General features: G+C 66.1%; 25 protein-coding genes. 15 read left to right on the forward strand and 10 right to left on the reverse strand.

All coding sequences use genetic code 11. The annotated features are described in order from the left end of the window. Nucleotides 1–12: 12 nt before the first annotated feature. From N511_RS0123200 to ygfZ, 3 genes are all read right to left on the reverse strand, one after another. Entirely contained in the window at nt 13–828 is an 816-nt protein-coding gene (locus N511_RS0123200; protein WP_027681435.1) for an NRDE family protein, read from the reverse strand. Nucleotides 829–956: 128 nt separating this feature from the next. Continuing rightward, on the reverse strand, nt 957–1,247 hold the full coding sequence (locus tag N511_RS0123205) for a DUF4936 family protein (protein ID WP_027681436.1): 291 nt from the start codon (nt 1,245–1,247) through the stop codon (nt 957–959). 13 nt (nt 1,248–1,260) lie between these two features. Next, the gene (gene ygfZ, locus N511_RS0123210; protein ID WP_027681437.1) at nt 1,261–2,301 is read right to left on the reverse strand and encodes a CAF17-like 4Fe-4S cluster assembly/insertion protein YgfZ; all 1,041 of its coding nucleotides are present in this window, start codon (nt 2,299–2,301) and stop codon (nt 1,261–1,263) included. A gap of 133 nt (nt 2,302–2,434) precedes the next feature. Here ygfZ and mltG point away from each other — a divergent pair, with 133 nt between their 5' ends. The 6 genes from mltG to N511_RS0123240 all read left to right on the forward strand — a co-directional run bounded on the left by mltG (nt 2,435) and on the right by N511_RS0123240 (nt 7,295). Beyond that, nucleotides 2,435–3,433: an endolytic transglycosylase MltG gene (gene mltG / locus N511_RS0123215; RefSeq protein ID WP_027681438.1), complete on the forward strand. Its 999-nt coding sequence runs from the start codon at nt 2,435–2,437 to the stop codon at nt 3,431–3,433. Next, the gene (gene tmk / locus N511_RS0123220) at nt 3,430–4,047 is read left to right on the forward strand and encodes a dTMP kinase (protein ID WP_027681439.1); all 618 of its coding nucleotides are present in this window, start codon (nt 3,430–3,432) and stop codon (nt 4,045–4,047) included. Before mltG ends, tmk begins: the two co-directional genes overlap by 4 nt. Before the next feature lie 81 nt (nt 4,048–4,128). Beyond that, entirely contained in the window at nt 4,129–5,139 is a 1,011-nt protein-coding gene (locus N511_RS0123225; RefSeq protein ID WP_027681440.1) for a DNA polymerase III subunit delta', read from the forward strand. Between the two features lie 42 nt (nt 5,140–5,181). Beyond that, on the forward strand, nt 5,182–5,601 hold the full coding sequence (locus N511_RS0123230; protein WP_027681441.1) for a PilZ domain-containing protein: 420 nt from the start codon (nt 5,182–5,184) through the stop codon (nt 5,599–5,601). 52 nt (nt 5,602–5,653) lie between these two features. Next, nucleotides 5,654–6,457: a TatD family hydrolase gene (locus N511_RS0123235; protein WP_027681442.1), complete on the forward strand. Its 804-nt coding sequence runs from the start codon at nt 5,654–5,656 to the stop codon at nt 6,455–6,457. Beyond that, nucleotides 6,441–7,295, forward strand: coding sequence for an ankyrin repeat domain-containing protein (locus tag N511_RS0123240; protein ID WP_027681443.1), 855 nt, complete (start codon nt 6,441–6,443; stop codon nt 7,293–7,295). Before N511_RS0123235 ends, N511_RS0123240 begins: the two co-directional genes overlap by 17 nt. A gap of 55 nt (nt 7,296–7,350) precedes the next feature. Here N511_RS0123240 and egtB read toward each other — a convergent pair whose 3' ends face one another. Beyond that, nucleotides 7,351–8,655, reverse strand: a complete 1,305-nt coding sequence (egtB, locus tag N511_RS0123245) for an ergothioneine biosynthesis protein EgtB (RefSeq protein WP_027681444.1) — start codon at nt 8,653–8,655, stop codon at nt 7,351–7,353. Between the two features lie 241 nt (nt 8,656–8,896). Here egtB and N511_RS0123250 point away from each other — a divergent pair, with 241 nt between their 5' ends. The 6 genes from N511_RS0123250 to N511_RS0123275 all read left to right on the forward strand — a co-directional run bounded on the left by N511_RS0123250 (nt 8,897) and on the right by N511_RS0123275 (nt 14,665). Continuing rightward, nucleotides 8,897–9,967, forward strand: coding sequence for a LacI family DNA-binding transcriptional regulator (locus N511_RS0123250; protein WP_027681445.1), 1,071 nt, complete (start codon nt 8,897–8,899; stop codon nt 9,965–9,967). Next, nucleotides 9,964–10,995: an ABC transporter substrate-binding protein gene (locus tag N511_RS0123255; protein ID WP_027681446.1), complete on the forward strand. Its 1,032-nt coding sequence runs from the start codon at nt 9,964–9,966 to the stop codon at nt 10,993–10,995. The genes N511_RS0123250 and N511_RS0123255 overlap by 4 nt, the downstream gene beginning before the upstream one ends. Nucleotides 10,996–10,997: 2 nt before the next feature. Beyond that, on the forward strand, nt 10,998–11,849 hold the full coding sequence (locus N511_RS0123260; protein ID WP_037027218.1) for an ABC transporter permease: 852 nt from the start codon (nt 10,998–11,000) through the stop codon (nt 11,847–11,849). A gap of 106 nt (nt 11,850–11,955) precedes the next feature. Beyond that, nucleotides 11,956–12,753 carry an ABC transporter permease gene (locus tag N511_RS0123265; protein ID WP_027681448.1) on the forward strand — a complete coding sequence of 266 codons (798 nt, stop codon included), beginning with the start codon at nt 11,956–11,958 and terminating at the stop codon, nt 12,751–12,753. Continuing rightward, nucleotides 12,750–13,811: an ABC transporter ATP-binding protein gene (locus tag N511_RS0123270; RefSeq protein ID WP_027681449.1), complete on the forward strand. Its 1,062-nt coding sequence runs from the start codon at nt 12,750–12,752 to the stop codon at nt 13,809–13,811. The genes N511_RS0123265 and N511_RS0123270 overlap by 4 nt, the downstream gene beginning before the upstream one ends. A gap of 5 nt (nt 13,812–13,816) precedes the next feature. Beyond that, nucleotides 13,817–14,665, forward strand: coding sequence for a phosphodiesterase (locus tag N511_RS0123275; protein ID WP_027681450.1), 849 nt, complete (start codon nt 13,817–13,819; stop codon nt 14,663–14,665). Here N511_RS0123275 and N511_RS0123280 read toward each other — a convergent pair. Next, nucleotides 14,662–15,345 (reverse strand): FMN-dependent NADH-azoreductase, encoded by a 684-nt coding sequence (locus N511_RS0123280; RefSeq protein ID WP_027681451.1) that lies wholly within the window; start codon nt 15,343–15,345, stop codon nt 14,662–14,664. The two genes, N511_RS0123275 and N511_RS0123280, sit on opposite strands and share 4 nt — an antisense overlap. Before the next feature lie 142 nt (nt 15,346–15,487). Between N511_RS0123280 and N511_RS0123285 the strand changes: the two genes are divergently transcribed. Further along, nucleotides 15,488–16,417, forward strand: coding sequence for a LysR substrate-binding domain-containing protein (locus tag N511_RS0123285; protein ID WP_081785424.1), 930 nt, complete (start codon nt 15,488–15,490; stop codon nt 16,415–16,417). Here the strand turns inward: N511_RS0123285 and N511_RS0123290 are convergent. From N511_RS0123290 to N511_RS0123300, 3 genes are read right to left on the reverse strand one after another with little or no spacing between them, the layout of a single operon-like run. Beyond that, nucleotides 16,406–17,890, reverse strand: a complete 1,485-nt coding sequence (locus N511_RS0123290; RefSeq protein ID WP_027681453.1) for an amidase — start codon at nt 17,888–17,890, stop codon at nt 16,406–16,408. The two genes, N511_RS0123285 and N511_RS0123290, sit on opposite strands and share 12 nt — an antisense overlap. A gap of 20 nt (nt 17,891–17,910) precedes the next feature. Further along, nucleotides 17,911–19,122 carry a M20 aminoacylase family protein gene (locus N511_RS0123295; RefSeq protein ID WP_027681454.1) on the reverse strand — a complete coding sequence of 404 codons (1,212 nt, stop codon included), beginning with the start codon at nt 19,120–19,122 and terminating at the stop codon, nt 17,911–17,913. A 42-nt stretch (nt 19,123–19,164) separates the two neighbouring features. Then, the gene (locus N511_RS0123300) at nt 19,165–20,466 is read right to left on the reverse strand and encodes an MFS transporter (protein WP_027681455.1); all 1,302 of its coding nucleotides are present in this window, start codon (nt 20,464–20,466) and stop codon (nt 19,165–19,167) included. Between the two features lie 233 nt (nt 20,467–20,699). Here N511_RS0123300 and N511_RS0123305 point away from each other — a divergent pair, with 233 nt between their 5' ends. After that, a complete protein-coding gene (locus tag N511_RS0123305; protein WP_027681456.1) occupies nt 20,700–21,617 on the forward strand; it encodes a LysR family transcriptional regulator in 918 nt (305 codons plus the stop codon). 3 nt (nt 21,618–21,620) lie between these two features. Here N511_RS0123305 and N511_RS0123310 read toward each other — a convergent pair whose 3' ends face one another. Beyond that, complete coding sequence (locus tag N511_RS0123310; protein WP_027681457.1) at nt 21,621–22,583, reverse strand: AraC family transcriptional regulator; 963 nt, start codon at nt 22,581–22,583, stop codon at nt 21,621–21,623. Between the two features lie 119 nt (nt 22,584–22,702). On the opposite strand from N511_RS0123310, the gene N511_RS0123315 reads away from it, so the two are divergent. Next, nucleotides 22,703–23,914, forward strand: a complete 1,212-nt coding sequence (locus N511_RS0123315; protein ID WP_027681458.1) for an MFS transporter — start codon at nt 22,703–22,705, stop codon at nt 23,912–23,914. A 139-nt stretch (nt 23,915–24,053) separates the two neighbouring features. Here the strand turns inward: N511_RS0123315 and N511_RS0123320 are convergent, their stop codons facing one another. Further along, nucleotides 24,054–24,392: a zinc ribbon domain-containing protein YjdM gene (locus N511_RS0123320; protein ID WP_027681459.1), complete on the reverse strand. Its 339-nt coding sequence runs from the start codon at nt 24,390–24,392 to the stop codon at nt 24,054–24,056. Between the last annotated feature and the right edge of the window lie 135 nt (nt 24,393–24,527).

Here is a 24,527-nt window from a genome sequence, read left to right on the forward strand (position 1 = left end):
GCGACGCAGCGCTTACGTATCGGCGTGCGTGACGGTATCGAGCACGCCGAGATAGCGCGTCTCGCCGATCTGGCCCTGGGCGTCGAAACGGCGTTCGGTCACGTCGAAGCAGCCGTCGTGGCGGATGCGCAGGATGGTGCTGGCACGCGTGCCGTAGCGCGGCGAGCGGATGAAGGCGGCGGACAGCAGCTTCTCCCACTCAGGCGCCACGCCTGTGGCGGGCAGGGCGCCGGTCGGTGCTTCACGCGTTTCCGACAGCAGATCGAGATAGCGCGCCACGTCCAGCGCGTTGCCGTGCCGGCCCGTATCTGCGGCCAGCGCTTCGGCAAAGGCGGCCATGCGATGCCGCACCTTGAACCACGGCGTATCGAGCAGTGCGTTGGACAGCCCGTAGAGGCCCGGCGCGAGCTTGCGCGGTGCTTCGGCGCGGTTGCTTGTCCACCAGAGTTCGTCGCGCGTGGCGGTCAGCAGGTTGTAGCCGTTGTAGGCTCGGTCGCGGGCGGCGAGGCTGTCGAGATACGCGGGCACCGACATGTCGTCCGCCATCAGGAAGTTGGAGACAAGTTCGCCGCGCGAGCGTGCATCGGGCCGGCGCTCGGACGGCGCGCGGTAATTTGTCAGCGCGGCAAAGCGGCCGTCGCGCGTCATGCCCATCCACGTGCCTGCGTGACCGACCACCTGGGCCATGTCACGCCCGGCCAGCACATTGGGCGCGTCGCTCCACCACGCCAGGGGCGCGGCAGGGCGGTCATAGAATTCGTCCCGGTTGGCGGCCACCACCAGCGCGTAGGCGGGGTGGGCGTGCCAGGCCGTGAGAATCAAACACATGAGCACTTCCTTTGAACATGCCGCGCAACGAACGACCAATGGTCAATGTGACGACCTGTGTCGCGCGGGCTTCGGCCAAGCATAGCAGCCTGCCGGATTTTTGCGATGAGGATTGCGGCAGGGCGCCGTCAGCTGTTTTCCAGATCGACAAACAGCTCTGCGTGGCGTTCACCCGCGACGAATTCGCGCGGGCCGCCGGTTTCCCACAGCGCCGCCAGCGTGGCGGCAAATGCGGGCGGGACGTCGTCGTAAGACTCCATCCAGGTGGCCTGGCCGTCGCGTGTTTCGGGGCGGCGCATCAACGCGCCGGCCACGCCGGTCGCTTCTTCCACGGTCTCGAGCCAACGCTGCCAGCGCGGCAGGGCAGCGGCAGCGTCACGCTCGGCGATGCGGAAGTAGACGAACAGGTGGTCGGCCATGATGAGGGCGGTATCAGGCGTTTTCTGAAACGGGAATGACGTACGGCAGCGCCTGCAACGTCAGCGCCGGGCCGTCCGGCGTGGCGAGATGGATCGCGGTGTCGAGCGCGTCCAGCTTCAACTCGACGAGCAGGTCGGTCCCGCCATCAGGCGCCATGGCTGCGTTGACCACCATGCCGCACGGTTGGTTCGGATCGGCTGCGCTGTAGACCTCGGCTCCGGCCGAGGTGGGGGCGTTGACGTGCGCGCGCTGCATGCGCCGCTTGAGCGTGCCGCGATACTGGCTGCGCGCCACGACTTCCTGCCCGGGGTAGCACCCCTTGCGGAAATCGACGCCGCCGAGCAGCTCCAGGTTCACCATCTGCGGGACGAACTGCTCCTGGGTCGGCAGGGTGATGTGCGGCACACCTGCTTGCAGGCTCAGCCAATCCCACACCTCGGTGCCGACCAGCGACAGGCGCGACGACAGGGTCTTCCAGGCGTCCTGGAAGTGCTCGGCATGCACCATCCATTGATAGCGGGGGCGGCCGCCGGCATCCGGCAGGCGGACGACCGCGCCGAATTGCTGGCCGACCGTGGCAGGCTGCTGCGCCACCGCGTTGACGGTATCCGGCTCCGGCAACACGGCACCGGCCTCACGCAGCGCGTCCGCCGCGTCCGGCCCGGCGACGCCGATGGCGATGAACTCGTCCATCGGGCGCAGCTTGGCCTTGGCGCGCAGCACGAACATCGACAGGCGCTTGGTCAGCGCCGGCGCGATGGCCTTGTCGGTCTGCAGCACGATCGTATCGGCCTGACGCCACACCAGCAGCGTGGCCAGCAGCCGTCCCTTGGGCGAGCAATAGCCCGCCAGGCGCGCCTGGTTCAGGCCCAGGCCCGTGACGGCGTTAGTCAGCTGGTTATGGAGAAACTCGGCGGCATCGGCGCCTTCGACGGCGATGCGCGCCAGATCGGTCGGCGCACACAGCACGCTGCCGCGCGTAGCGGCATCAAATTGCACGTCGAGCGGGGGAAAGCTCAGCGTATCGACAAAATCGTGGAAGACATCGTTCATGGTGCGGGGGCGGCCTGAGATTGACCCGGTATTATATTGGGCTGTCTGAAGGGCAGCTTGTGCCCTGTCTATCCATTTCAAGAGTGCGGAAATCGCCGGTGTCGGCCGGTTCCTCACACAGATTCGCAACAGAATGCTCTCTTTTCTCAAGCGCCTGGTCCTGCTGGCCATCCTGATTGTGCTGGCAGCGGCAGGCGGCGTGGTGTGGTGGGCCCAGCAACCGGTGAGCCTGGCGGCGTCGCCGCTGGAGGTGGTGATCAAACCGAACTCGAGCGTGATCTCGGTGGGCAAGCAGTTGGCCAATGCCGGTGTCGGCGTGCAGCCGCAGTTGTTTTCGCTGCTGGCGCGCGCCACGGGCAACGCCAAGAGCCTGAAAGCCGGCGGATATGCGCTGGAAACCGGCGCGACGCCCATGTCCATCCTGGACAAGATGGCGCGCGGCGACGTCACGCATTACGTCGTCACGGTCATCGAGGGCTGGTCGATGCGGCAGATGCGGGCAGTGGTCGACGCCGAGCCTGCGCTCAAGCACGACACGGCGGGCATGTCGGATGCAGACCTGATGCGCAAGATCGGCGCGCCGGAGGCCAACCCCGAAGGCCTGTTCTTTCCCGACACCTACCTCTTTGCGCGCGGCAGCAGCGATGTGGAGCTGTATCGCCACGCCTACCAGGCCATGCAGAAGCGCCTGAACGATGCCTGGGCCAAGCGCTCGCAGGATCTGCCATACAAGACGCCGTACGAGGCGCTGACCATGGCTTCGATCATCGAAAAGGAGACCGGCCAGAAGCTGGAGCGCCCGATGATCGCCGCCGTGTTCGTCAACCGCCTGCGCAAGAACATGCTCCTGCAGACCGACCCGACGGTCATCTACGGCCTCGGTGCCGGCTTTGACGGCAATTTGCGCAAGCGCGACCTGCAGACGGACACGCCGTACAACACCTACACGCGGACCGGCCTGCCACCCACGCCGATCGCGCTGCCGGGCATGGCGTCGCTGCAGGCGGCGCTGAACCCGGCGTCGTCCGACGCGCTGTATTTCGTGGCCCGCGGCGACGGCAGCAGCCAGTTTTCGACCAACCTGACGGACCACAACCGGGCCGTCAACAAATATCAGCGCGGCCAACCATGACCGGCAAGTTCATCACATTCGAAGGGATCGACGGGGCAGGCAAGAGCACGCACCTGGCGTGGTTTGCACAGCAACTGCAGGCGAAACTCGCGCCCCTGGGCAAAAAGGTTGTCGTCACCCGGGAGCCGGGCGGCACGCCGCTGGGCGAGCGGCTGCGCGAACTGCTGCTGCACGAGCGCATGCACCTGGAAACCGAAGCGCTGCTGATGTTTGCCGGCCGCCGCGAGCACATTGCCGAAGTGATTCAGCCGGCCCTGGACGCCGGCGATTGGGTCATCTCCGACCGCTTCACCGATGCCACGTTCGCCTATCAGGGCGGGGGCAGGGGCTTGGCGATCGACCGGCTGGAGGTGCTGGAGCACTGGGTGCAGCGGGGCTTGCAGCCGACCAAGACCATCCTCTTCGACCTCGCGCCCGAAATTGCCGCTGCACGCCTGGCCGATGCCCGTACGCCGGACAAGTTCGAAGCCGAGTCCGCGCAGTTTTTCCTGCGCACGCGTGCCGAATACCTGCGCCGCGCAGCGGCGGAGCCGGATCGATTTGTCGTGATCAACGCCAACCGCGAGCGCACCGATATCCAGAAAGACTTAGAGAATGTGCTTGCAACACTCTGATTCTGCGGGCAATTTCGGATACGGAAATAATGGTTTCACGGCGAGTTTCTGCATCAACAATCTAACGTAACCCATTGATTCATGATGCTTTATCCCTGGCAATCCGCTGACTGGTCTCGTCTGCAAGCAATGCGGGCCAAGTTGCCGCATGCGATTCTGCTCAACGGCCAGGCTGGTACCGGCAAGCGCGATTTCGCCATGCATTTCGCGCAAAGCCTGCTGTGCGATACGCCGGCGGCCGACGGCCAGCCGTGCGGCACGTGCGCGGCGTGCAACTGGTTTGCGCAGGGCAACCATCCGGATTTCCATCTCGTGCGTCCTGAAGCAATGGAAGACGCGCCCGAGACAGAGAAGGACGCCGACGGCAAGAAGAAGGCGCCCAGCAAGATCATCCGCATGGAGCAGGTCCGCAACCTCATCGAAGGGGTGGGGGTCGGCACGCACCGCGCCGGGTTGCGGGTGGTCGTGCTGTATCCGCTCTACGCGTTGCAGACCGAAGGCGCCAACGCACTGCTCAAGACGCTGGAAGAGCCGCCCCAGAACACCATCTTCCTGCTGGTGACGGATTGCATCGACCGCATCCTGCCGACCATCCTGTCGCGCTGCAGGCAGTTTCCGCTGCAGCCGCCCCAGCCCGAGGCGGCGCGCCAGTGGCTGGAGCAGCAAGGCGTGCCGCATGCGCAAAATCTGCTGGCCGAGTTCGGCAATGCGCCGCTGGCCGCGCTGGTCGCCGCCGAATCCGAAGACCGCCCGCTGCTGCAATTCCTGCTCGAACAACTGGGCCAGGGCGCAAAGCTGGACGCACTCGCCACGGCAGATCATTTACAGAAATTGTCGGTGCCTGCCGTTCTCAGTACCATGCACCGGTGGGTCTTTGACCTGATGGCGGCAAGACTGGCGGGGCGTCCGCGTTATTTCCCGGGGCAACGCGATGCGCTGCAACGTTGCGCAAATACCATCCCGCTGGATCGCCTGGAACGTTTTGCGCGTGCCTTGCCGGAGCGGCGCCGCACCGAGCAGCATCCGCTTGCCGCGCGGCTTGTCATCGAAAGCCTGTTGATGGATTACCGGCAGCTGTTTCCCGCTGCCTGAATCCGAACCTGCACCTGAACGTTTGCACTTTGTGGACACCCTGTGAGCACTGCACCTCTTCGTACGCCCGGCACTCCCGTCACCCCTGGCACACCCGCTGCAGCCGGCACGGCCCCGGGCGCACCGACCCGTCCGGGCATCGTCTCGCTGGCCATCAAGGATGAAGCCGGCCTGCATGCCGCGTATATGCCGTTCCTCAAGAACGGCGGCATTTTCGTACCGACGCAGCGCCCTTACCGGATCGGCGAGGAGGTCTTCCTCGTGCTCTCGCTGCTGGACCGCCCGCAGAAGTATCAGGTGGCCGGCAAGGTGGCCTGGATCACGCCCGTAGGCACGCCGGCCAAGACGCCGGGCATTGGCGTACATCTTGGCGAAGATGAGCAGTGCCGCGTGCTGCGCCGTGTGATCGAAGAAGTGCTGGGCAAGCAGATCAACTCGCAGCGGCCCACACAAACCCTCTGATTTTTACCTGATACGGCGCACGAAGTTTGCGCCGTAACTTTCTGATTATTCGATGTTTGTCGATTCCCACTGCCACATCAATTTCCCTGACTTGCGCGCGCGCCTGCCTGAGCTGCTGACGCGCATGCGCGAGAACCGCGTCACCCACGCGCTGTGCATTTCCGTCACGCTGGAAGACTTCCCGAGCGTGCTGGAGATCGCCGAGCAGGAGCCGAACGTGTACGCCACCGTGGGCGTGCATCCCGATGCCGAGGCGGACGTTGAAGACGGCCGGTCCATTGAAGAGCCCACGCTCGAGCGTCTGCTGACGCTGGCCGATCATCCGCGCGTGGTCGGCATCGGTGAAACCGGGCTCGACTACTACCGCCTAGGCGACCGCACCGTGGCCGACATGGAGTGGCAGCGCGATCGCTTTCGTACACACATTCGCGCGTCGAAGCAGACCGGCAAGCCGCTGGTGATCCACACGCGCTCGTCGGCCGACGACACGCTGGCGATCATGCGCGAGGAAGGCGCCGAGGCCGCGCGCGGTGTCATGCACTGCTTTACAGAGACCTGGGACGTGGCCAAGGCCGCGCTGGACCTCGGTTTCTATATCTCGTTCTCGGGCATCGTGACGTTCAAGAATGCCGTGGACCTGCAGGAAACCGCCAAGAAGGTGCCGCTGGACCGCATGCTGATCGAGACCGACTCGCCTTACCTGGCGCCGGTACCGTTCCGCGGCAAGACGAACGAGCCGGCGTACGTGCGCCACGTGGGCGAATTTCTGGCAACGCTGCGCGGCGAACCGCTGGACCGGATTGCCGGCGTTACCACCGAGAATTTCTTCAATCTATTCAATGCGATACCGCGATAACTTGAAGCAAGCAATGAACAAAATCGCCCTCGCTGGTGCGTTGACGATGGCGTTGTCGGGTGTCGCACTCGCCACGCCGCAGGACGATCTGCGCAACGCCGTCGAATACAACCGTCCGGCGCTGGTGCAGAAATATGTCGCGCAGGGCGTCGACCCGAACCTGAAGACCCGCGATGGCACACCGCTGCTGGTGGATGCGCTCAAGGAGAAGAACATCGAGGTGGCCGAGGCGCTCATCCGCGCCAAGAACATCGATTTCGAGCGCACCAACGCCGCTGGCGAAAACGCGTTGATGATGGCTGCCTACCAGGGCCTGCTGCCCATGGTGAAGCTGATGGTGGAAACGTACGACGTGGAGGTCAACAAGACCGGCTGGACCGCGCTGCATTACGCCGCCACCAACGGGTATGACGACATCGTCAAATACCTGCTCGACCACGCGGCCTATATCGATGCCGAAAGCCCCAACGCGACCACGCCGCTGATGATGGCGGCCATGGGCGGGCACATCACGACCGTCAAGCTGCTGCTGGACGAGGGCGCCGACATGAACCTGCGCAACCAGCAGAAGATGGACGTGATCGACTTCGCCAAGCGGTATCACCAGGATGAGATTGCTGCGGGGCTGGAATCGCGCCGGCGCAAGCTGGCGGAGCAATCCGGCAAGCCTGCTGCAGCACCGGCGCCTGCGGCCGCAGTCTCGCAGCCTGCCAAGCCTGCAGCGCCGGATGTGCCGACGCCGATGCCGCCCGCCAAGCGCGATGCGGCGGCGCCTAGCCCGGCCGGGCAGGATACGATCGGCACGCCGACCAACATGCTGTTTGACAGCAACCGCTAGACGCAGCCCGAACGGCCCGGCACGTCGTCAGCGCCGGTGCCGGGCGTGATGCGCGTCACGCCCGCCGCGCCAGCCGCACTCCAGTGAACTGCCACCGTTGGTGCGGATAGAAGAAGTTGCGATACGTCGCCCGCAGATGCCCCTCGGGCGACACGCACGATCCGCCGCGCAGCACCATCTGGCTGCACATGAACTTGCCGTTGTATTCGCCCACGGCGCCTTCGGCCGGCTCGAAGCCCGGATAGGGGCCATAAGGGCTGGCAGTCCATTCCCACACATCACCGAACAATTGACGCAGGCTGCCGGCCTCGGCGATGCCATGGTCAGGCAGCGGGCGTAGCGCGCCCCGGCCGGCGAAGTTGCCTTGCACGGGCAGGCCCTCGGCGGCGTGCTCCCATTCGGCTTCCGTCGGCAGGCGGGCGCCGGCCCAGCGGGCGTAGGCATCGGCCTCGTAAAAGCTGACGTGCGTGACCGGCGCGTCCAGATCCACCGGCTGCAGGCCCTGCAGCGACATCTGCTGCCACCCCTCGGCCTCGTCCATGCCGGCGCGCCAGTAGAGCGGGGCATCAATGGCTTCGCGCTGCACCCACGCCCAGCCGTCGGACAGCCACAGCGTTGGCTGCCGATAGCCGCCGTCCTGCATGAAGGCGAGCCATTCACGGTTGGTGACAGGGTGCGTGGCCAACGCATAGGGCTCCAGCCAGACGGTGTGGCGCGGGCCTTCGCAGTCGAACATGAAATCGGTGTCGGCTCCTGTCTCGGTTTTGCCGATCTGCACGGCACCGCCCTGGAAACTGACCCAACCCGGTTGCGCCGGGGCCGCATGCACGCGTGCTGCAGGCGCTTCGGCATAGGCCGGGCACAGCGGATTCTGCGCAAACAGGTGGAGAAGATCGGTCAGCAGCAACTCCTGGTGCTGCTGTTCGTGGTGCAGGCCGAGGGTCACCAGGCGGGCAAGATCGTCCGATACGCCGCCGGCCAGCAAGCGCTGCATGGCCGCATCGACATGGGCGCGATAGGCGCGCACCTCGTCGAGGGTCGGGCGCGTGAGCATGCCGCGACGCGGGCGCGGATGCCGCGCACCAACCGTTTCGTAGTACGAATTGAACAGGTACCGGTAGCGCGCATCGGGCGAGCGATAGCCCGGCACGTTGGGGCCGAGGATGAATTCTTCAAAGAACCACGTCGTATGGGCGAGATGCCATTTGGCGGGGCTGGCGTCGTCCATGGACTGGACGGTGGCGTCGGCGTCGGACAGCGGCGCAGCCAGGGCCAGCGATTGCGCTCGCACCACGCCGTAGTGCTGCATCAGCGCGGGCAGGGCGGTGGTCGGCACATCAAGAACGGGCGATACGCGCATGGGGTCTCCAGAGCAGGCAGCGAGGACAGCACAGCAGCAACTGGGCCATGCCGCGGCGCGTGCAATGACGCACGCCGCTTGCCCATGTTCGTAAGAAGCATATGCGAGCTTTGTAACTTTGGCATGCGCAACACTGGCGATGCTGCGTTGCGACGATGGCTGCACCGCAGCATCGATTGTCATGAAACAGTCACCGCGGCCACCTAGGATGTAAACGTTTACAAATTCCAAGGGGCGCGCAGTGGGCAGCAGCATCAAGGATGTCGCGACACATGCCGGCATTTCGATTGCCACCGTGTCGCGGGCAGTCAACACGCCGGAGCGGGTGAGTGCCTCGACGCTGGCCCGGGTGCAGGCCGCCATGGACGCGCTGCACTATCGACCGAATGCGCTCGGCCGCCAACTGCGCGCCGAGCGCACGGGCCTGTTGGGCGTGGTGCTGCCGTCACTGGCCAACCCGGTGTTTGCCGAATGCATGCAGGGCATCGAGGAAGCCGCGTCCATCACGGGCCAGCGCGTGATGCTCATGACCACCGCCTACGACCGCGAGCGTGAAGCCCGCGCCATCGAGACCATGCTCGAGCAACGTGTCGATGGCCTGATCCTGACCGTAGCCGATGCCGCTGCCAACCCGCACCTCGATCGCCTGGACGCCGAGCACGTGCCTTATGTGCTGGTCTACAACGACACGGTCGGCCAGGCGCGCATTCCCGCCCGCTGCTGCGTGACCGTCGACAACCGCGCCGCCGCACGCGACGCCATTCGCGCGTTGCTCGCGCAGGGCCACCGCCAAATCCGCATGCTGACGGGCACGCTGGCGGCGTCGGACCGCGCGGCGCTGCGCCACGACGGCTACCGAGAAGCGCTGGAAGCAGCCGGCATTGCACCGCAGCCGCCCGTCGAAATTGATTTCAATGCCGACGCCATGCTGCCGGCCGAGCTGGCCCGCCTGCTGGCGCCGCCACGCCCGACCGCCATTTTCTGCAGCAACGACCGCCTTGCCTTGCTCACTATCCGCTCGCTGCGCGAGATGGGCCTGCGCGTGCCTGAAGACGTGAGCGTGGTCGGCTTCGATGGCCTCGCGATGGGGCAGTGGCTTTCGCCGACGCTGGCCACCGTGGCCCAGCCGCATCGCCGGATCGGCGCCGACGCGGCCACCGCACTGGCCCGCCGCATCGCCGGCGAGGTGGTGCCCTCGATTACGTTGCCGCACCGCCTGCTGGCGGGCGGCACGCTGGCCCGTGCGCCGGCTGAAGCGTCTCTCTCCGTTGTTTCTTCCCTCACGTCTGATACGCAAGGAGCGTCTCGATGAAACGTCTCGTTCAATGGCTGCGCGTGTGCGGCCTCGTGGCTGCCGGCGCGTTCGCCGTGGCTGCGCCAGTGCAGGCACAGCCGGCCGGCCAGCAAGTCGCCATCTGCTACAACTGCCCGCCCGAATGGGCCGACTGGGCCAGCCAGATCAAGGCCATCAAGGACAAGACCGGCATTACCGTGCCGTTCGACAACAAGAACTCCGGCCAGGCCATCGCGCAGATGCTGGCCGAGAAGTCGCACCCCGTGGCTGACGTGGCCTACCTGGGCATCACGTCTGCGTATCAGGCCAAGGAAAAGGGCCTGGTCGCCAACTACAAGCCCAAGCATTGGGAAGACATTCCGGCCGGCATGAAAGACCCGGACGGTGCGTTCTTCTCGATCCACTCCGGCACGCTGGGCTTTTTCGTCAACAAGGATGCGCTGGAAGGCAAGCCCGTGCCGCGCTCCTGGAAAGACCTGCTCAAGCCCGAATACAAGGGCATGGTCGGCTACCTGGACCCGAGCAGCGCCTTCGTCGGCTACGTGGGCGCCGTGGCGGTCAACCAGGCCCTGGGCGGCACGCTTGACGACTTCAGCCCCGCCGTCGAATGGTTCAAGCAGTTGAAGAAGAACGCGCCGATCGTGCCGAAGCAGACCGCCTACGCGCGCGTCGTGGCCGGCGAGATCCCCATCCTGCTCGACTACGACTTCAACGCCTACCGCGCCAAGTACAAGGACCACGCAAATGTGGAATTCGTGATTCCGCAGGAAGGCACGATTGCCGTGCCGTACGTGATGAGCCTGACCGCCGGTGCGCCGCACACCGACAACGCCAAGAAGGTGCTGGATTTCGTGCTGTCGGACGAAGGCCAGACGCTGTGGGCCAACGCCTACCTGCGCCCCGTGCGCGCCAATGCGATGAGCAAGGAGGCCGCCTCGCGCTTCCTGCCGGCCAGCGAATACGCCCGCGCCAAGACGGTCGACTTCAACAAGATGGCAGCCGGCCAGCAGGCGTTTGGCGCGCGCTACCTGAACGAGGTCCGCTGAGCATGAGCACCGTCACCCGATCCACCTTGCCCGACGATGCGGTGTTGCCCGCTCGGTGGCGGGTGGCGTTGCTGGCACCGGCCGTCGCGCTGTTCTGCGCGTTCTGGCTGCTGCCGATGGCGGCGTTGCTGCGTGTGAGCGGCAGCGAAGGGCTGGTCGCCACGTACACGGCGGCGCTTACCACGTCGCGCTATCTGGGTAGCCTGTTTTCGACGGTGGTGCTGTCGGCGGCAGTCACGCTGGCAACGCTCATCCTCTCGACCATCGCCGGGCTGTTCCTCGTGCGTCACAACGTGCCGGGCAAGCGGATGATTACCGCCATGCTGACGTTTCCGCTGGCGTTTCCCGGCGTGGTGGTCGGCTTCATGGTGATCCTGCTGGCCGGGCGCCAGGGCCTGCTGGGCGACGTCACGCACAAGCTCGTCGGCGAGAAATGGGTCTTCGCCTATTCCATCGGCGGGCTGTTTCTCGGCTACCTGTATTTCTCGATCCCGCGCGTGGTGCTGACGGTGATGGCGGCGGCGGAAAAGCTCGATCGTTCACTGGAAGAAGCGGCGCGCTCGCTGGGCGCATCGTCGTGGCAGGTGACGCGCGATGTGCTGGTGCCGGGGCTGGCGCCAGCGCTGATCGCCTCCGGTGCGATCTGCTTTGCCACGTCGATGGGCGCATTCGGCACCGCCTTCACGCTCGCCACCGATATCGACGTCTTGCCGATGACGATCTATACCGAGTTCACGCTCAACGCCGGCATTGCGATGGCGGCGGCGCTGTCGGTGGTGCTGGGCGTGGTGACGTGGCTGGTGCTGGCAATTGCGCGTACGGCGAGCGGTAGCCCGACGGGGGCGGCAGCATGAGCAGCAAGCAGGGGCCCCGCGCAGCGGGGATGCGCGCGTCCGCGAATGCTGCCGGCCGCCGACACCAATGCAGAGCGATGAACGACAACCCTGGCGAGGCGGCAGCATGAAACGCATGCTTTCTCTTTCGCAGTGGCTCATCACGCTGCTGCTGTGCCTGTTCCTGATCGTGCCGGTCGTGCTGTCGATGGCCGTGGGCCTGACGCGCAACTACATCCGCGGTTTCAAGAGCGGCTGGACGCTGGATTGGGTCGCCCAGGTGTGGGACATGTATCACGGGTCGATCTGGATGTCGCTGCTGGTGGCGCTGTGCACGCTGGTGATTGTGCTCGCGGCCGGCGTGCCGGCGGGCTATGTACTGGCGCGGCGTCAGAGCCGTGCGAGCCGCCTGATCGAAGAATTCCTGACGCTGCCCGTGGCGCTGCCGGGCCTGGCGACGGCGCTAGGCTTGATCGTGGCCTACGGCGGTTTTGGCGGCTTTCGCGAGAGCCTCTGGTTCATCGTCGTCGGGCACGTGGTGTTCACGCTGCCGTTCATGGTGCGCTCGGTCGCAGCCGTGGCGGCAGGCCAGAACCTGAAGACGCTGGAAGAGGGCGCCGCCAGCCTGGGCGCGTCGTTCTGGCAGCGTTTTCGCACGATTGTGCTGCCCAACGTCCAGCCCGGCATCCTGGCCGGCGCGCTGACGGTGGTGACGCTCTCGGTGGGCGAGTTCAACCTCACCTGGATGCTGCACACGCCCGAAACCAAGACCCTGCCGGTCGGCCTGGCCGATACCTATGCGTCGATGCGTCTGGAAATCGCCAGCGCCTACACGCTGATCTTCTTCGTCATGATCGTGCCGCTGCTGGTGCTGATGCAGCGCTTTGGCGGCCTGCGGGTGAACAACGGAAAGGCTTCCCGATGAGTACCGAACCTCTACATCTCGCGCCCGTGCCGATCCGGCTGCGTGGCTGTGGCAAACACTTTGGCGGCCAACGCGTGCTGGAGTCGATGGACCTCGACATCGCCGCCGGCGAGACCGTCGTGCTGCTCGGCCCCTCGGGCTGCGGCAAGACCACCACGCTGCGCATCGTTGCGGGGCTGGAGGCGCCGGATGCCGGCGGCACCGTGCACTTTGGCGACGAAGACGTCACCGCACGCCCGATCGAGCGTCGCCGCGTCGGCATGGTGTTCCAGAACTACGCGCTGTTCCCCAACCTGAGCGTGCGGGGCAATGTGGAATACGGCCTGCGCATCCAGCGCCGGCAGAACGGCTTGTCCGACACGCAGATCAGCGCCCGGGCAAACACGCTGCTGGAGATGATGCACCTCACGCCCTATGCGGATCGCGGTGTGGCGCAGCTTTCCGGGGGGCAGCGCCAACGCGTGGCCCTGGCGCGCGCGCTGGCACCCGAACCTCGCGTGCTGCTGCTCGACGAACCGCTCACGGCGCTCGACGCCAAGCTGCGCGAATCCGTGCGCGCCGAGATGGACCGCCTGCTGCGCGGTCTCGGCATCACGACGATTTACGTGACGCACGACCAGGAAGAAGCGATGGCCCTGGCCGATCGCATCGTCGTCATGAAAGCCGGCCGCATTGCGCAGATCGGCACCCCGCGCGAAATCTACTTCCAGCCGGCCAACCGGCACGTGGCAGACTTCATCGGCATCATGAACCGGCTCGACGGCACTCGCGAGGACGGCGCATTCGTCTGCGCGGGCGGTCGCGTGCGCGTGCCGGACGGCGACGGCAATGCCATCTTCTTCCGCCCCGAAGATGCCGTGCTGGCAGACCCGGCCCAGGCGGCGCTCAAGGGCACGGTCGAATCGGCGGTGTTTCTGGGCTTCCGCACCCGCGTGCGCGTGGCGGGCGTCTCCTCCACGCCGCTCTTTATCGATGTGCCCGGTCGCCAGCACTTTGCGCCGGGCCATGCGGTCGGCTTCGATATCCCGGCAGACCGCCTCCTGACCTTGCAAGCCTGATGCCGATGCACTTCCTGCAACTGACTGATCTTCATATCAAGCGCCCGAGGCGACTGGCTTATCGGCGCGTGGATTCGGCGGCGTATTTGGCGCGCTGCGTGGCCCATATCCTGGCGCAGCCGGAGAAACCGGACGCCATCGTCCTGACCGGCGACCTGGTCGACGCCGGCGCGCCCGAGGAATATGCGCACCTGCGCGCGGTGCTGGCGCCGCTCGATGCGGCTGGTATCCGCATGCTGCCGGTGCTCGGCAACCACGACGGCCGCGACGCCGCGCGCGAAGCCTTTGCCGATTGGCTCGCGCCCATTCCGGCCGATGCGCAAGACACACGCGCTTTCCAGTACTGGACCGACATTGGCGACGTTCGCCTGATCGCGATCGACACGCTCGACACCGGCCATCCGGGCGGTCGCCTGGGCGTGCAGCGTCTGGATTGGCTGGCCGAGGCGCTGGCGCATGAAACGCAACGCCCGACCGTCATCGCGATGCATCACCCGCCGTTTGCCACGGGCATCGGCCACATGGACGTGCAATCGCTCGCCCCCGAAGACATCCCGGCTTTCGCGCAGATCGTGCGTGCCGCCGGCAACGTCGAGCGCATCATCTGCGGCCATCTGCATCGCTCCATTGACGTGCGGTTTGCCGGGACGGTGGCCTCGACTTGTCCGTCGCCGGCGCATCAGGTGGCGCTGGATCTCGACCCGGACGGCGAGCCCGGCTTCGTCATGGAACCGCCCGCCTACAAGGTGCACGCGTGGGTGCCGGGGCAGGGCCTGGTGAGCCACCTCGCCTACGTGGGGCAATTCGATGGCCCGCATCCGTTCTTCGAGCCGGACGGGCGGCTGATCGACTAAGCCGCTTCCACGGCGGCCGCCATCCGCGCGACCAGTGCATCGACGTCGTTTTCTGCCGATGCGATGGACGCGCGTAACCGCTCGTCGGCAAACTCGTCGTATTCGACGGCGACGGATGCCACATCGGTGATGCCGATGTAGCCGAATGCCGTGGCGACGCCGGCCTCGACGTGGTTCAGGTGCGCAATGCGCTGGCCGGGGCCGTAACCGAAATCGCCGCGCGCGCTGAGGATGACGAGGCGCTTGTTCATGCCGGCGAGCAGCGGCCAATAGGGCTCGCCGGAGCGGCTGCGGTCGAAACCGAATGTGCGGCCCACGCGCACGATGTTGTCGATGTACGCCTTGAATTGCGCGGGCATGCCGAAGTTGTACATCGGCACGCCGGCCACGATCACGTCGGCGGCCAGCAATTCGTCGATCAGTGCATCGCTTTGCGCAAGCCGGTCGTGCATCCACGGTTCGCGCTGCGCGGGCGGCGTGAACGCGGCATGGACCCAGCGGCCATCCACGGGGGCTGGCGGTTCGGCCCCGATGTCGCGATAGACGACCTGCGCGTCGGGCTCATGCTCAAGCCAGCGCTGCACGAAGCGCGCGGAGAGCCGGCGCGTGTGCGAGCCATGGCGCGAAGTCTCCGAGCTGCCCGGCCGGGCGCTGGAATCAAGATGTAGCAGACGAGTCATGTTGAATCGTTGATGAGTGGAGGTGTGCCCACTCTACGAACCGCGCTGCACTGCGACAAACGACATGTTTTGCGCGCGATGGCTGACATGGATTCATCCATGCCGTCCACGCGGGAAATCCGACCATGACACAATCCCGCGCATGCGAAAACTGCCACCCCTGAGCGCGCTGCGGGCCTTTGAAGCCACCGCGCGCCACCTCAGCATGAAGCGCGCTGCCGACGAGCTGTCGGTCACGCCCACGGCCGTCAGCCATCAGATTCGCCGCCTGGAAGATGCGCTCGGCGTGGTGCTGTTCGAGCGCCACGTGCGCGCGCTGCGCCTGTCGGCTGCCGGCGAGCAGCTGTACCCGGTGCTCAATACCGGCTTTGACGCGTTTGCGCAGGCCATCGATGCCATTCGCGGCACGCAGGCACAACCGGGGCGTCAGCGCGTGACGCTCACGGCACCGATGGGGCTTGCGGCGCGCTGGCTGGTGCCGCGGCTAGGCGAATTTACGACGCAGCATCCGGAGGTGGATCTGCGCATTCATGCGTCCGACACCGTGGTCGATTTGCATGGCGGCAGCGCAGACCTTGCCGTGCGGTATGGCGATACGCCGGCCATGGGGAATGGGCTCGTCACCGAACGGCTCTTTGGCGACGCCTATGCGCCCGTCTGCCACCCGGGCCTGAAAGTGCAGTCGCACGACGATCTGACGCGCGTGCCGCTCATCCACTCCGAATGGCAGCGCACGCTGCCGCAGGCGATCGGCTGGCCGATGTGGGCGCGCGCGGCGGGTATCGAGCACACGCTGAAGACGGACGCGGGCATTGTGCTGTCCGACGACGGGCATGCCATGTCGGCGGCAATGGCCGGGCAGGGCGTGATCCTGGCGAACCTGCCGCTGGTGCGCGATGCGCTGGAGGCGGGCACGCTCGTCCAGCCTTTTGCAGCGCCCGTCATTCAGCGCTATGCCTTCTGGGCGGTGGCGCCATCTACGCGGCTTGAAGACGCTGCCGTGCGCGCGGTGTGGGATTGGCTATGCGCGTGCCGCGAAAACACGGCACGTCTGCATCGCTCAGCCCAATAGCGGCAATAGCGGCGGGGCTGCACGCGCCGGCGCAAACGCTTCGTGCCACGCGGCTGCAAGCTGCAGCAGGGCAAATTCCGACCGGGGCGGCGCAATCACCTGCAGGCCCAGCGGCAAGCCGTCGGCGGTCAAGCCGGACGGCAGGCTCGCGGCCGGCACGCCCGCCAGCGTGGCGCCAATCACGACTTCCATCCAGCGGTGATACGTGTCCATCGCGCGGCCTGCGACGGTCCTGGGCCAGTGTTCTTCGGCAGGGAAGGGCGCAACCTGCGTGCAGGGCAGGACAAGGAAATCGTAGTGCGCAAACTGCCGCAGCAGCGCCTGGTACCAGCTCGCACGCGTGGCGATGGCACGGTTGATGTCGATGGCGGTGCGGCTGCGTCCGTGCTCGATTTCCCAGATCGCTTCGGGCTTGAGCAGATCGCGCGTGGCGGCGTTGGCGTACAGCAGGCCGAGGTTGCCGGACACGCTCAGCGCGCGCAGCGTGCACCAGCACTCCCATAGCGCGTCCATGGCGAAGAAGGGCCGCACGGTCTCGACATGGCAGCCCAGCGTGTCGAACGTGTCGAGCGCATGCTCGTTGACGGCCAGCACTTCGGCGTCGATGGCAAGGTAGCCACCGAAATCGCCCAACCAGCCTATGCGGGCTTGCCGGAAGTCACGGTGCAGCGGCTGCATGAAGCACGCCGGATCGTCGCTCAGCGACAGCGGCGCACGCGGGTCGTAGCCGGCCTGCGTGGCGAGCAACCAGGCAAGGTCGTGCGGATTGCGCGCCATCGGGCCTTCGGTGCCGAGTTGCTGAAAGAACACGTCGCCGGTGGGGCCGTACGGCACGCGACCGAGGCTCGGACGCAGGCCGTAGATGTTGTTCCAGGCCGCGGGGTTGCGCAGCGAGCCCATCATGTCGCTGCCGTCGGCCACGGGCAGCATGTTCAGCGCCAGCGCGGCGGCCGTGCCACCGCTGCTGCCGCCGGCCGAGCGCTCGGGGTTCCAGGCGTTGCGCGTCGTGCCGTACACGCGGTTGTAAGTATGCGAACCGAGCCCGAACTCCGGCGTATTGGTCTTGCCGATCAGCACGGTGCCCTGCCGGCGAATGCGCTCGACGACGATGCTGTCATGCGTCGGCACATTGCGCGCCATGGCGAGACTGCCCATCGCCGTCACCATGCCTGCGGTGGCCGCAAGATCCTTGGGCGCCTGCGGAAAGCCGTGCATCCAGCCGCCGGACAAGCCCTGCGAGAGCAGCACATCGCGCTCGCGTGCCTGGTCGATGGCCGATTCGGCATCGATGCGGGCCACGACCGCGTTCACCGTCGGGTTATGACGATCGATCTGCGCAAGGAACGCTTCCATGACTTCCACGCACGACACATCGCGCGCGTGGATGCGCCGGGACAGTTCGATCGCGCTCCATTGCACGATCTCTTCGTTGGCGGCCGCAGGTATTGCAGCGTGGCTAGGATTCGCTTGCATCGCTTGACTCGAAGTTCACTTCACGCGGTCAGGTACGTCTGCGCCAGACGCACCCAGGCGGCGGCGCCCAACGGCAACACCTGGTCGTTGAAGTCGTAGCCGGGGTTGTGCACCATGCAGCCGCCGAATTCGCCTTCGCCATTGCCAAGGATCAGGTAGCAGCCCGGCACTTCATTGAGCATCCAGGCAAAGTCTTCGCTGCCGTTGAGCCCTTTGGGCGCCTGCGTGACGACGTTGGCCGCGCCCACCAGTTCGGTGCAGACCTGCTGCGCCAGTTGCGTCTCGGCCTCGGTGTTGACCATGGGCGGCGTCAATTGACGATAGTCGATCTGCGCCTCGACGCCATGGGCCTGTGCAGTGAGGCTGACGATCTCGCGAATGCGCATTTCCACCAGCGCACGCGTCTCGGGCCGCGCCGCACGCACATTCAGTCCGATCGTCACCGATTCGGGAATCACGTTGTGCGTGGCCCCGCCGCGAATGAATCCGACCGACACCACCGCCGTGTCGTCGGGCGCGACGTTGCGTGCGACCACGGTCTGCAACGCGGTGATGATGGCGGCCGATGCGGCAATCGGATCCCGCGCGCGATGCGGCATCGCGCCGTGTCCGCCCATGCCCTTGATGGTGACGTCGGCCACATCGGAAGACAGGCTCACCGGCCCCGGCAGCACGCGGAAGCTGCCGGCCGGCACGCCCGGCATGTTGTGCAGGGCATAGACGGCATCGCAGGGGAAGCGCTCGAAGAGGCCGTCTTCGATCATGGCGCGCGCACCGCACAGGTTTTCTTCATCGGGCTGGAAGATGAGGTTCAGCGTGCCGTCAAAGTCGCGGCTCTCGGCCAGTGCCTTGGCCGCGGCGAGCAGGATGGCGGTGTGCCCGTCGTGGCCGCACGCGTGCATCTTGCCGTGGTTGCGGCTGGCGTAGGGCAGGCCGGTCGCTTCCACGATGGGCAGGGCGTCCATGTCGGCGCGAATGCCAAGGCGGCGCGTGCCGTTGCCGAGTTTCAGCTGCCCCACGACGCCGCTCTTGCCGATGCCGGTGTGGACCTCGTACCCCCAGCTCTTGAGCAGATCGGCCACCAACGTGCTTGTGGCGCCCACCTCGAAACCGAGTTCAGGCTGCGCGTGGATCTGGCGGCGGATGTTGACGAACGTTTCTGCATCGATATGAACGGGCGGCAGCAGATGCGGCAGCAGTTGGAACGGCGTGAGCGTGGGGGCTTTCGTCATGTCGGGGCTCCGGGGTTGGACGTTGGAGATGGGAATCCGGTGTCAGTGGGTGTCGCGCGCTTCGCGCAGGCTCAGCACCGTCAGCAGCGTGATGGCGCTGCACGCCATCATGTAAAAGGCAGGGGAGAGCGGATTGCCGGTGCGGGCCAGCAGCCACGTCACGACAAACTGGCACGAACCGCCAAACACCGTGACGCCGATCGCGTAGATGACCGACAGGCCGCTGGCGCGCACCTTGATGGGCAGCAGCTCCATCATCATGAGCAGCATCGGCGTGGTGCCCAGGTACAGCGTGCCGGTCAGCAGCGCCGACAGCACCAGCACCAGCGGCACGCTCGGGTAATGCGTCATCATCCAGAAGGCCGGATACAGCGCCGCCACGGTGACCAGCGTTGCGCCCACCACCAGCGGCTTGCGGCGCGGCAGGCGGTCGGCCAGCCAACCGGAAAGGAGCGACGCGCCAAAGCTCGTCAGCCCCGTCACGCAACCAGCGAGCAGCGACAGCGAAGGCGGCAGATGCAGCTCGCGGATCATGTAGGTCGGCATGAAATAGATCACCAGGTATGTGCCGACCGTCCCGCCGATGATCGTCAGCACGCCTTTGACGACAAGCCCGCCATGGTCGCGGAACAGGGTGCCGAGCGGGCTCGGCGCATGCGCCTCGGCGGTGTGCGTTTCATCCAGGTGCGAGCGGATATAGAGGCCCACCGGCGCGATCAGCAAGCCGAGGAAGAACGGCACGCGCCAGCCCCAGCTCTGCAGCGCTTCTGGCGACAGGCCGCCGTACAGAATGGCCGCAGTCAGCGCGCCGCACAGCGCCGCAATGCCCTGGCTGCCCAATTGCCAGCTCACGCGAAACCCGCGCCCACGGACGCCGCCGGACTCCATCAGCATCGCGGTCGACGCACCGATTTCGCCGCCCAGCGAAAAGCCCTGCAGCAACCGCCCGGCCAGAATGACCACCGGGCCGAACAGGCCTGCGGTGGCGTACGTGGGCGCTACCGCCAGGCACAGCGTGCCGATGACCATCAGCCCGATCGTCAGCGTCATCGCGGCCTTGCGCCCGTGGCGGTCTGCGTAGTTGCCGATCACGAAACCGCCCAGCGGGCGCATCACAAAGCCGATGCCGAACGTCGCCACCGCCAGCAGCAGCGAGCCATACGCGCTGTCGGACGGAAAGAACAGCTTGCCGATCATCAGCGCGAAGAAGCTGTAGACCGTGAAGTCGTACATCTCCAGCGCATTGCCGATCGAGCATGCGGCGATCAACCGTGCCTGACCGACAGGCTTGGGCGCAGCAGCAACCGAGGCGGGCAACGGCGTCTGCAGGGTGGCGTCATTCATGTGGATCTCCATCCGGGGGATTGGCGAGAGGGCTTCTGCGAACCCTTGGGCGCTTGCAGTATTCCGCCAAGCCGCTGTCCGGAAAAAATCGTAAATATTCATCCCGATAACCAAATAGAATCGCCGTCATAACCGGCCTGCATCCGCTATCGGGGAAAGCCCGCGAATCCTGGGGGCGACGTCGCGTGACACGCCGAGTGCCGGGCATGGCGCCCAACAATGGGGAGAGCGACGTGAAGCTGCACCAATTGCGCATCCTGCTGGCCGTGGCACAGCACGGCAGCATCCACGAAGCGTCTCGCGGGCTGCATATCTCGCAGCCGGCGCTGTCGAAGGCGATTGCGGAACTGGAAAGGGAGCTTGGCGTCACGCTGCTGTCGCGTTCGGTGCGCGGCGTGAGCCTGACCGCCTATGGCATGGCGCTGGTCAAGCGCGCGAGTGTCGTCGAACAGGAACTGCGTCACGCGCTGGAAGACATCGAAGCCATTCGCGGCCATGCGGAGGCGGAACTCAACATTGGCTTTACCGCCGTGGCGTCGAGCGGGCCACTGCCGGATGCCATGGCGGCGCTGCGCAAGCGGTTTCCCAACGTCGCGCTACGCGGCTTCGAACAGCGTCCGCAGCAGATTCTGGAGGGGCTGCGAGAGGGGCGGCTCGATATCGGCTTGATCTCCAGCAACAGCGGCCCCGGCACGGGCAGTTTTCAGTGGGAGCCGCTGTTTTCGGTGCCGATGCGCCTGGCGGTACGCCCCGGCCATCCGCTGCGCCGCGTGCGCCGGCTGCGTCCGCTGCTGGATGCCGACTGGCTCGTGCTCGACCCGCTGGAGGATCCGGGCAGCCCGATGGTCAGCCTGATGCGTCTGCATCGCCTCGACATCCCGCGCCGGATTGTGCAAAGCGCGTCGAACCTGCTGGGGCTGCAGCTGGCCACGAAGACGGACGTCGTCAGCATGTGGTCGGAATTTGTCTTCAGCGGCACCGGCGGGCCGCTGCGCATGGTGCCGGGCTCGCTCGAAACCTTGCCGATGGAAGATGAGCTGCCGGATTTCAACGTCTACATGGTCTACCGTTCGGCCGACCTGATGACGCATGTGTGCGCGGAATTCAGCAAGGAGATCCGGCACGCGGCACAGCACTATCGCCAGCGCTGAACATCACGCGTCAAGTTCGGCGCCTTCCGCGCGCATGGCACCCGGCGGCCGCCCAACCACCCGCTTGAATGCGCGGCTGAACGCAGCGAGCGACCCGTAGCCGAGCCGGTACGCGACGGCTTCGATCGCCTCGCGGTCGCGCGTGATCCATTGCGCGGCGAGCCGCATCCGCAGCTCGGTCAGATAGCGCACGGGCGTCATTCCGGTCGCCGCCAGGAAGCGCTCGGCAAACACCGAGCGCGAGACACCGGCTTGCGCTGCCAGCTCCGCGACGCTCCAGTTGCGGCCCGGGTCACGATGCAGGGCGACGATCGCGCGACCGAGTTTCGGCTCGCGCAGCGCCTGCACCCAGCCCGTGGCGTCGCCGCAGCCGCATTCCACCCAGCCGCGCACGATGAAGGCGGCCACCACGTCCGCCAGCCGCGCCAGGATGCCGGCAAAGCCTGCGCGCTCGGAGCACGATTCGCGCTCCATCGCGTCGAGCATCGGGCGGATTTCCGGGTAGCGCGCAAGCAGGGTGCCGACGTGCATGAACTCCGGCATCGTGCCGACAAGGGGCTGCATGCCGCCCAGGTCCAGCTCCATGCACGCGCTGAAAATGAGCGCATCGCCGGGAGCCGCTTCCGTACCGGCACCCACCGACGCCACCGTGTCGCAGATCTTCGCGGCTTCAAAGCCGGCGATCTCGCGGCACGGCGCATCCGGATCAGACAACAGCGCATGCGGCGTGCCCTGCGGCAGCAACACCGCATCGCCGGCTTCGAGTTGCATCGTTGCGCCCGACGCGTCGCGCAGCAGCACGGGCCCGCGGCCAACGAAGTGAAATTGCGCACGCCCCGGCGCCTCGCCAAAGCTGAGCCCGAAGGGCCGCGCCACGTGGATACGGCGGTACTGGACACCGCTCAGCCGCATGCCCAGCAGCAGCTCGCTGACAAGGTCGTGCACGTCGGGGAGGGGAGTGGGCATCGCAACTATTCGGACGAATGATCAACAAGATCGGATTGTATGTCATAGACCGTCCGATTGACGGGCCCTACCATGCGGCCTTATTGGTACTTTCCCTGACTCTTTCTACGGAACGACGCATGAATCCCGGAACCTCTACGGCCGCCTCAGTCGCGGCCCCGCGTGAACCCGCCTGGGGCGCCGTCTTCGCGATGGCGCTGGGCGTGTTCGGGCTCGTCACGGCCGAATTCCTGCCTGCAAGCCTGCTGACGCCCATGGCGGAAAGCCTCGGCGTGACCGAGGGCGTGGCAGGGCAGGCCGTCACGGCCACCGCAACGGTCGCCCTCGTCACCAGCTTGCTGACCGCTGCCGTCACGCGCGCCATCGACCGGCGGCGCGTGCTGCTGGCGTTTTCGGTGCTGCTCGTGGCATCCAATCTTGCCGTGGCGTTTGCGACCAACCTGACAACGATCCTGATCGGCCGCGTGGTGCTTGGCATTGCACTCGGCGGCTTCTGGACCATGGCCACCGCCACCGCAATGCGCCTCGTGCCTGCTGCGCTCGTGCCGCGGGCGCTGTCGATCATCTTCAGCGGCGTAGCCGTCGCCACGATTGCCGCCGCGCCGCTGGGCAGCTACTTCGGCCACCTGATCGGCTGGCGCAATGTGTTCCTTGCTGCGGCCGCGCTCGGGGTGCTGGCGTTCGTATCGCAAGTCGCGACGCTGCCATCGATGGCGCCAAGCGGCACGACGCGGCTGCGCACGCTGATCGACGTGCTGCGCCGCCCGAGCGTCGGCATCGGGATGTTCGCGACGATCCTCGTGTTCACCGGGCACTTTGCGTTCTTTACGTACCTGCGGCCGTTCCTGGAGCAGGTGGCGGGCGTTGGCGTGAACGGGCTGTCGGCAATCCTGCTGGGCTACGGCATTGCCAACTTCGTCGGCACATCGTTGGCCGGCCGCGTGCTGGAACATCGGCTGCGCCCAATGCTGATCGCAATGCCGGCGCTGATGGTGGTGCTCGGCATCGCACTCGTGGCGCTGGGCCGCGCGCCCGTCATCGATGCTGTGCTGATCGCACTGTGGGGCATGGCGTTTGGCGGCGTGCCGGTGGCTTGGTCGACATGGGTGACACGCACCGTGCCCGACGAAGCCGAAAGCGCGGGCGGCCTGATCGTCGCAGCCGTGCAGCTCGCGATTGCCACCGGCGCGGCAGCCGGCGGCGTGGTGTTCGACGCGAACGGCGCGGCCGGTGTGTTCATTGGCGCCGCCGTGGTGCTGGCCATTGCCGTCGCGACCATCGTGACGGGCGTGCCGAAACGCGTTGAGGTGGTGCCGGCGATGGCCGAGTGATATGGCGAATGCGCGCCGCTGGGTTGGCCGGGTGATGTGACACCGCCACCTCAGCGCGCGTCTGTATATTTCTCATAATTTGCATTATGTTAAATAGAAGATCGACCAGCCTCAGCCGGTCTCGATCCAACGCCCTCCACTAAGCCTTCTTCAAAAACTCCGGCTTGAGCAGATAGCTGACGCCATCGATCTTGCAGTCGATCGGATGATCGCCCGCCATCAGCCGGATGCTCTTGATCTTCGTGCCCGCCTTGAGCGTGCCCGAGCCACCCTTGAGCTTCAGGTCCTTCACCAGCGTTGCGGAGTCGCCCGCATTCAGCGGATTGCCGTTGGCGTCCTTGATGACCAGCGCTGCCTCTTCTTCATCTTCCTGCGCCGACGGATTCCATTCGTGCGCGCAATCCGGGCAGATATAAAGCTCGCCGTCTTGATAGGTGTTTTCAGAGGCGCATTCTGGGCAGGCAGGAATCGTAGACATGTGAAAGCCGTGAATCTGGTCAAAGGGGCCGCACTATATCAGCCGCGATCAGCCGAGATGTGCGCGATGGTTGCCGACTGCCACCGCTTGCCTGTACCTTGCAGCCCGATCCGCCGCGATCTCTTCCATGGCAGC

The sequence above is a fragment of the Ralstonia sp. UNC404CL21Col genome, assembly GCF_000620465.1.
Lineage (GTDB): Bacteria > Pseudomonadota > Gammaproteobacteria > Burkholderiales > Burkholderiaceae > Ralstonia > Ralstonia flatus.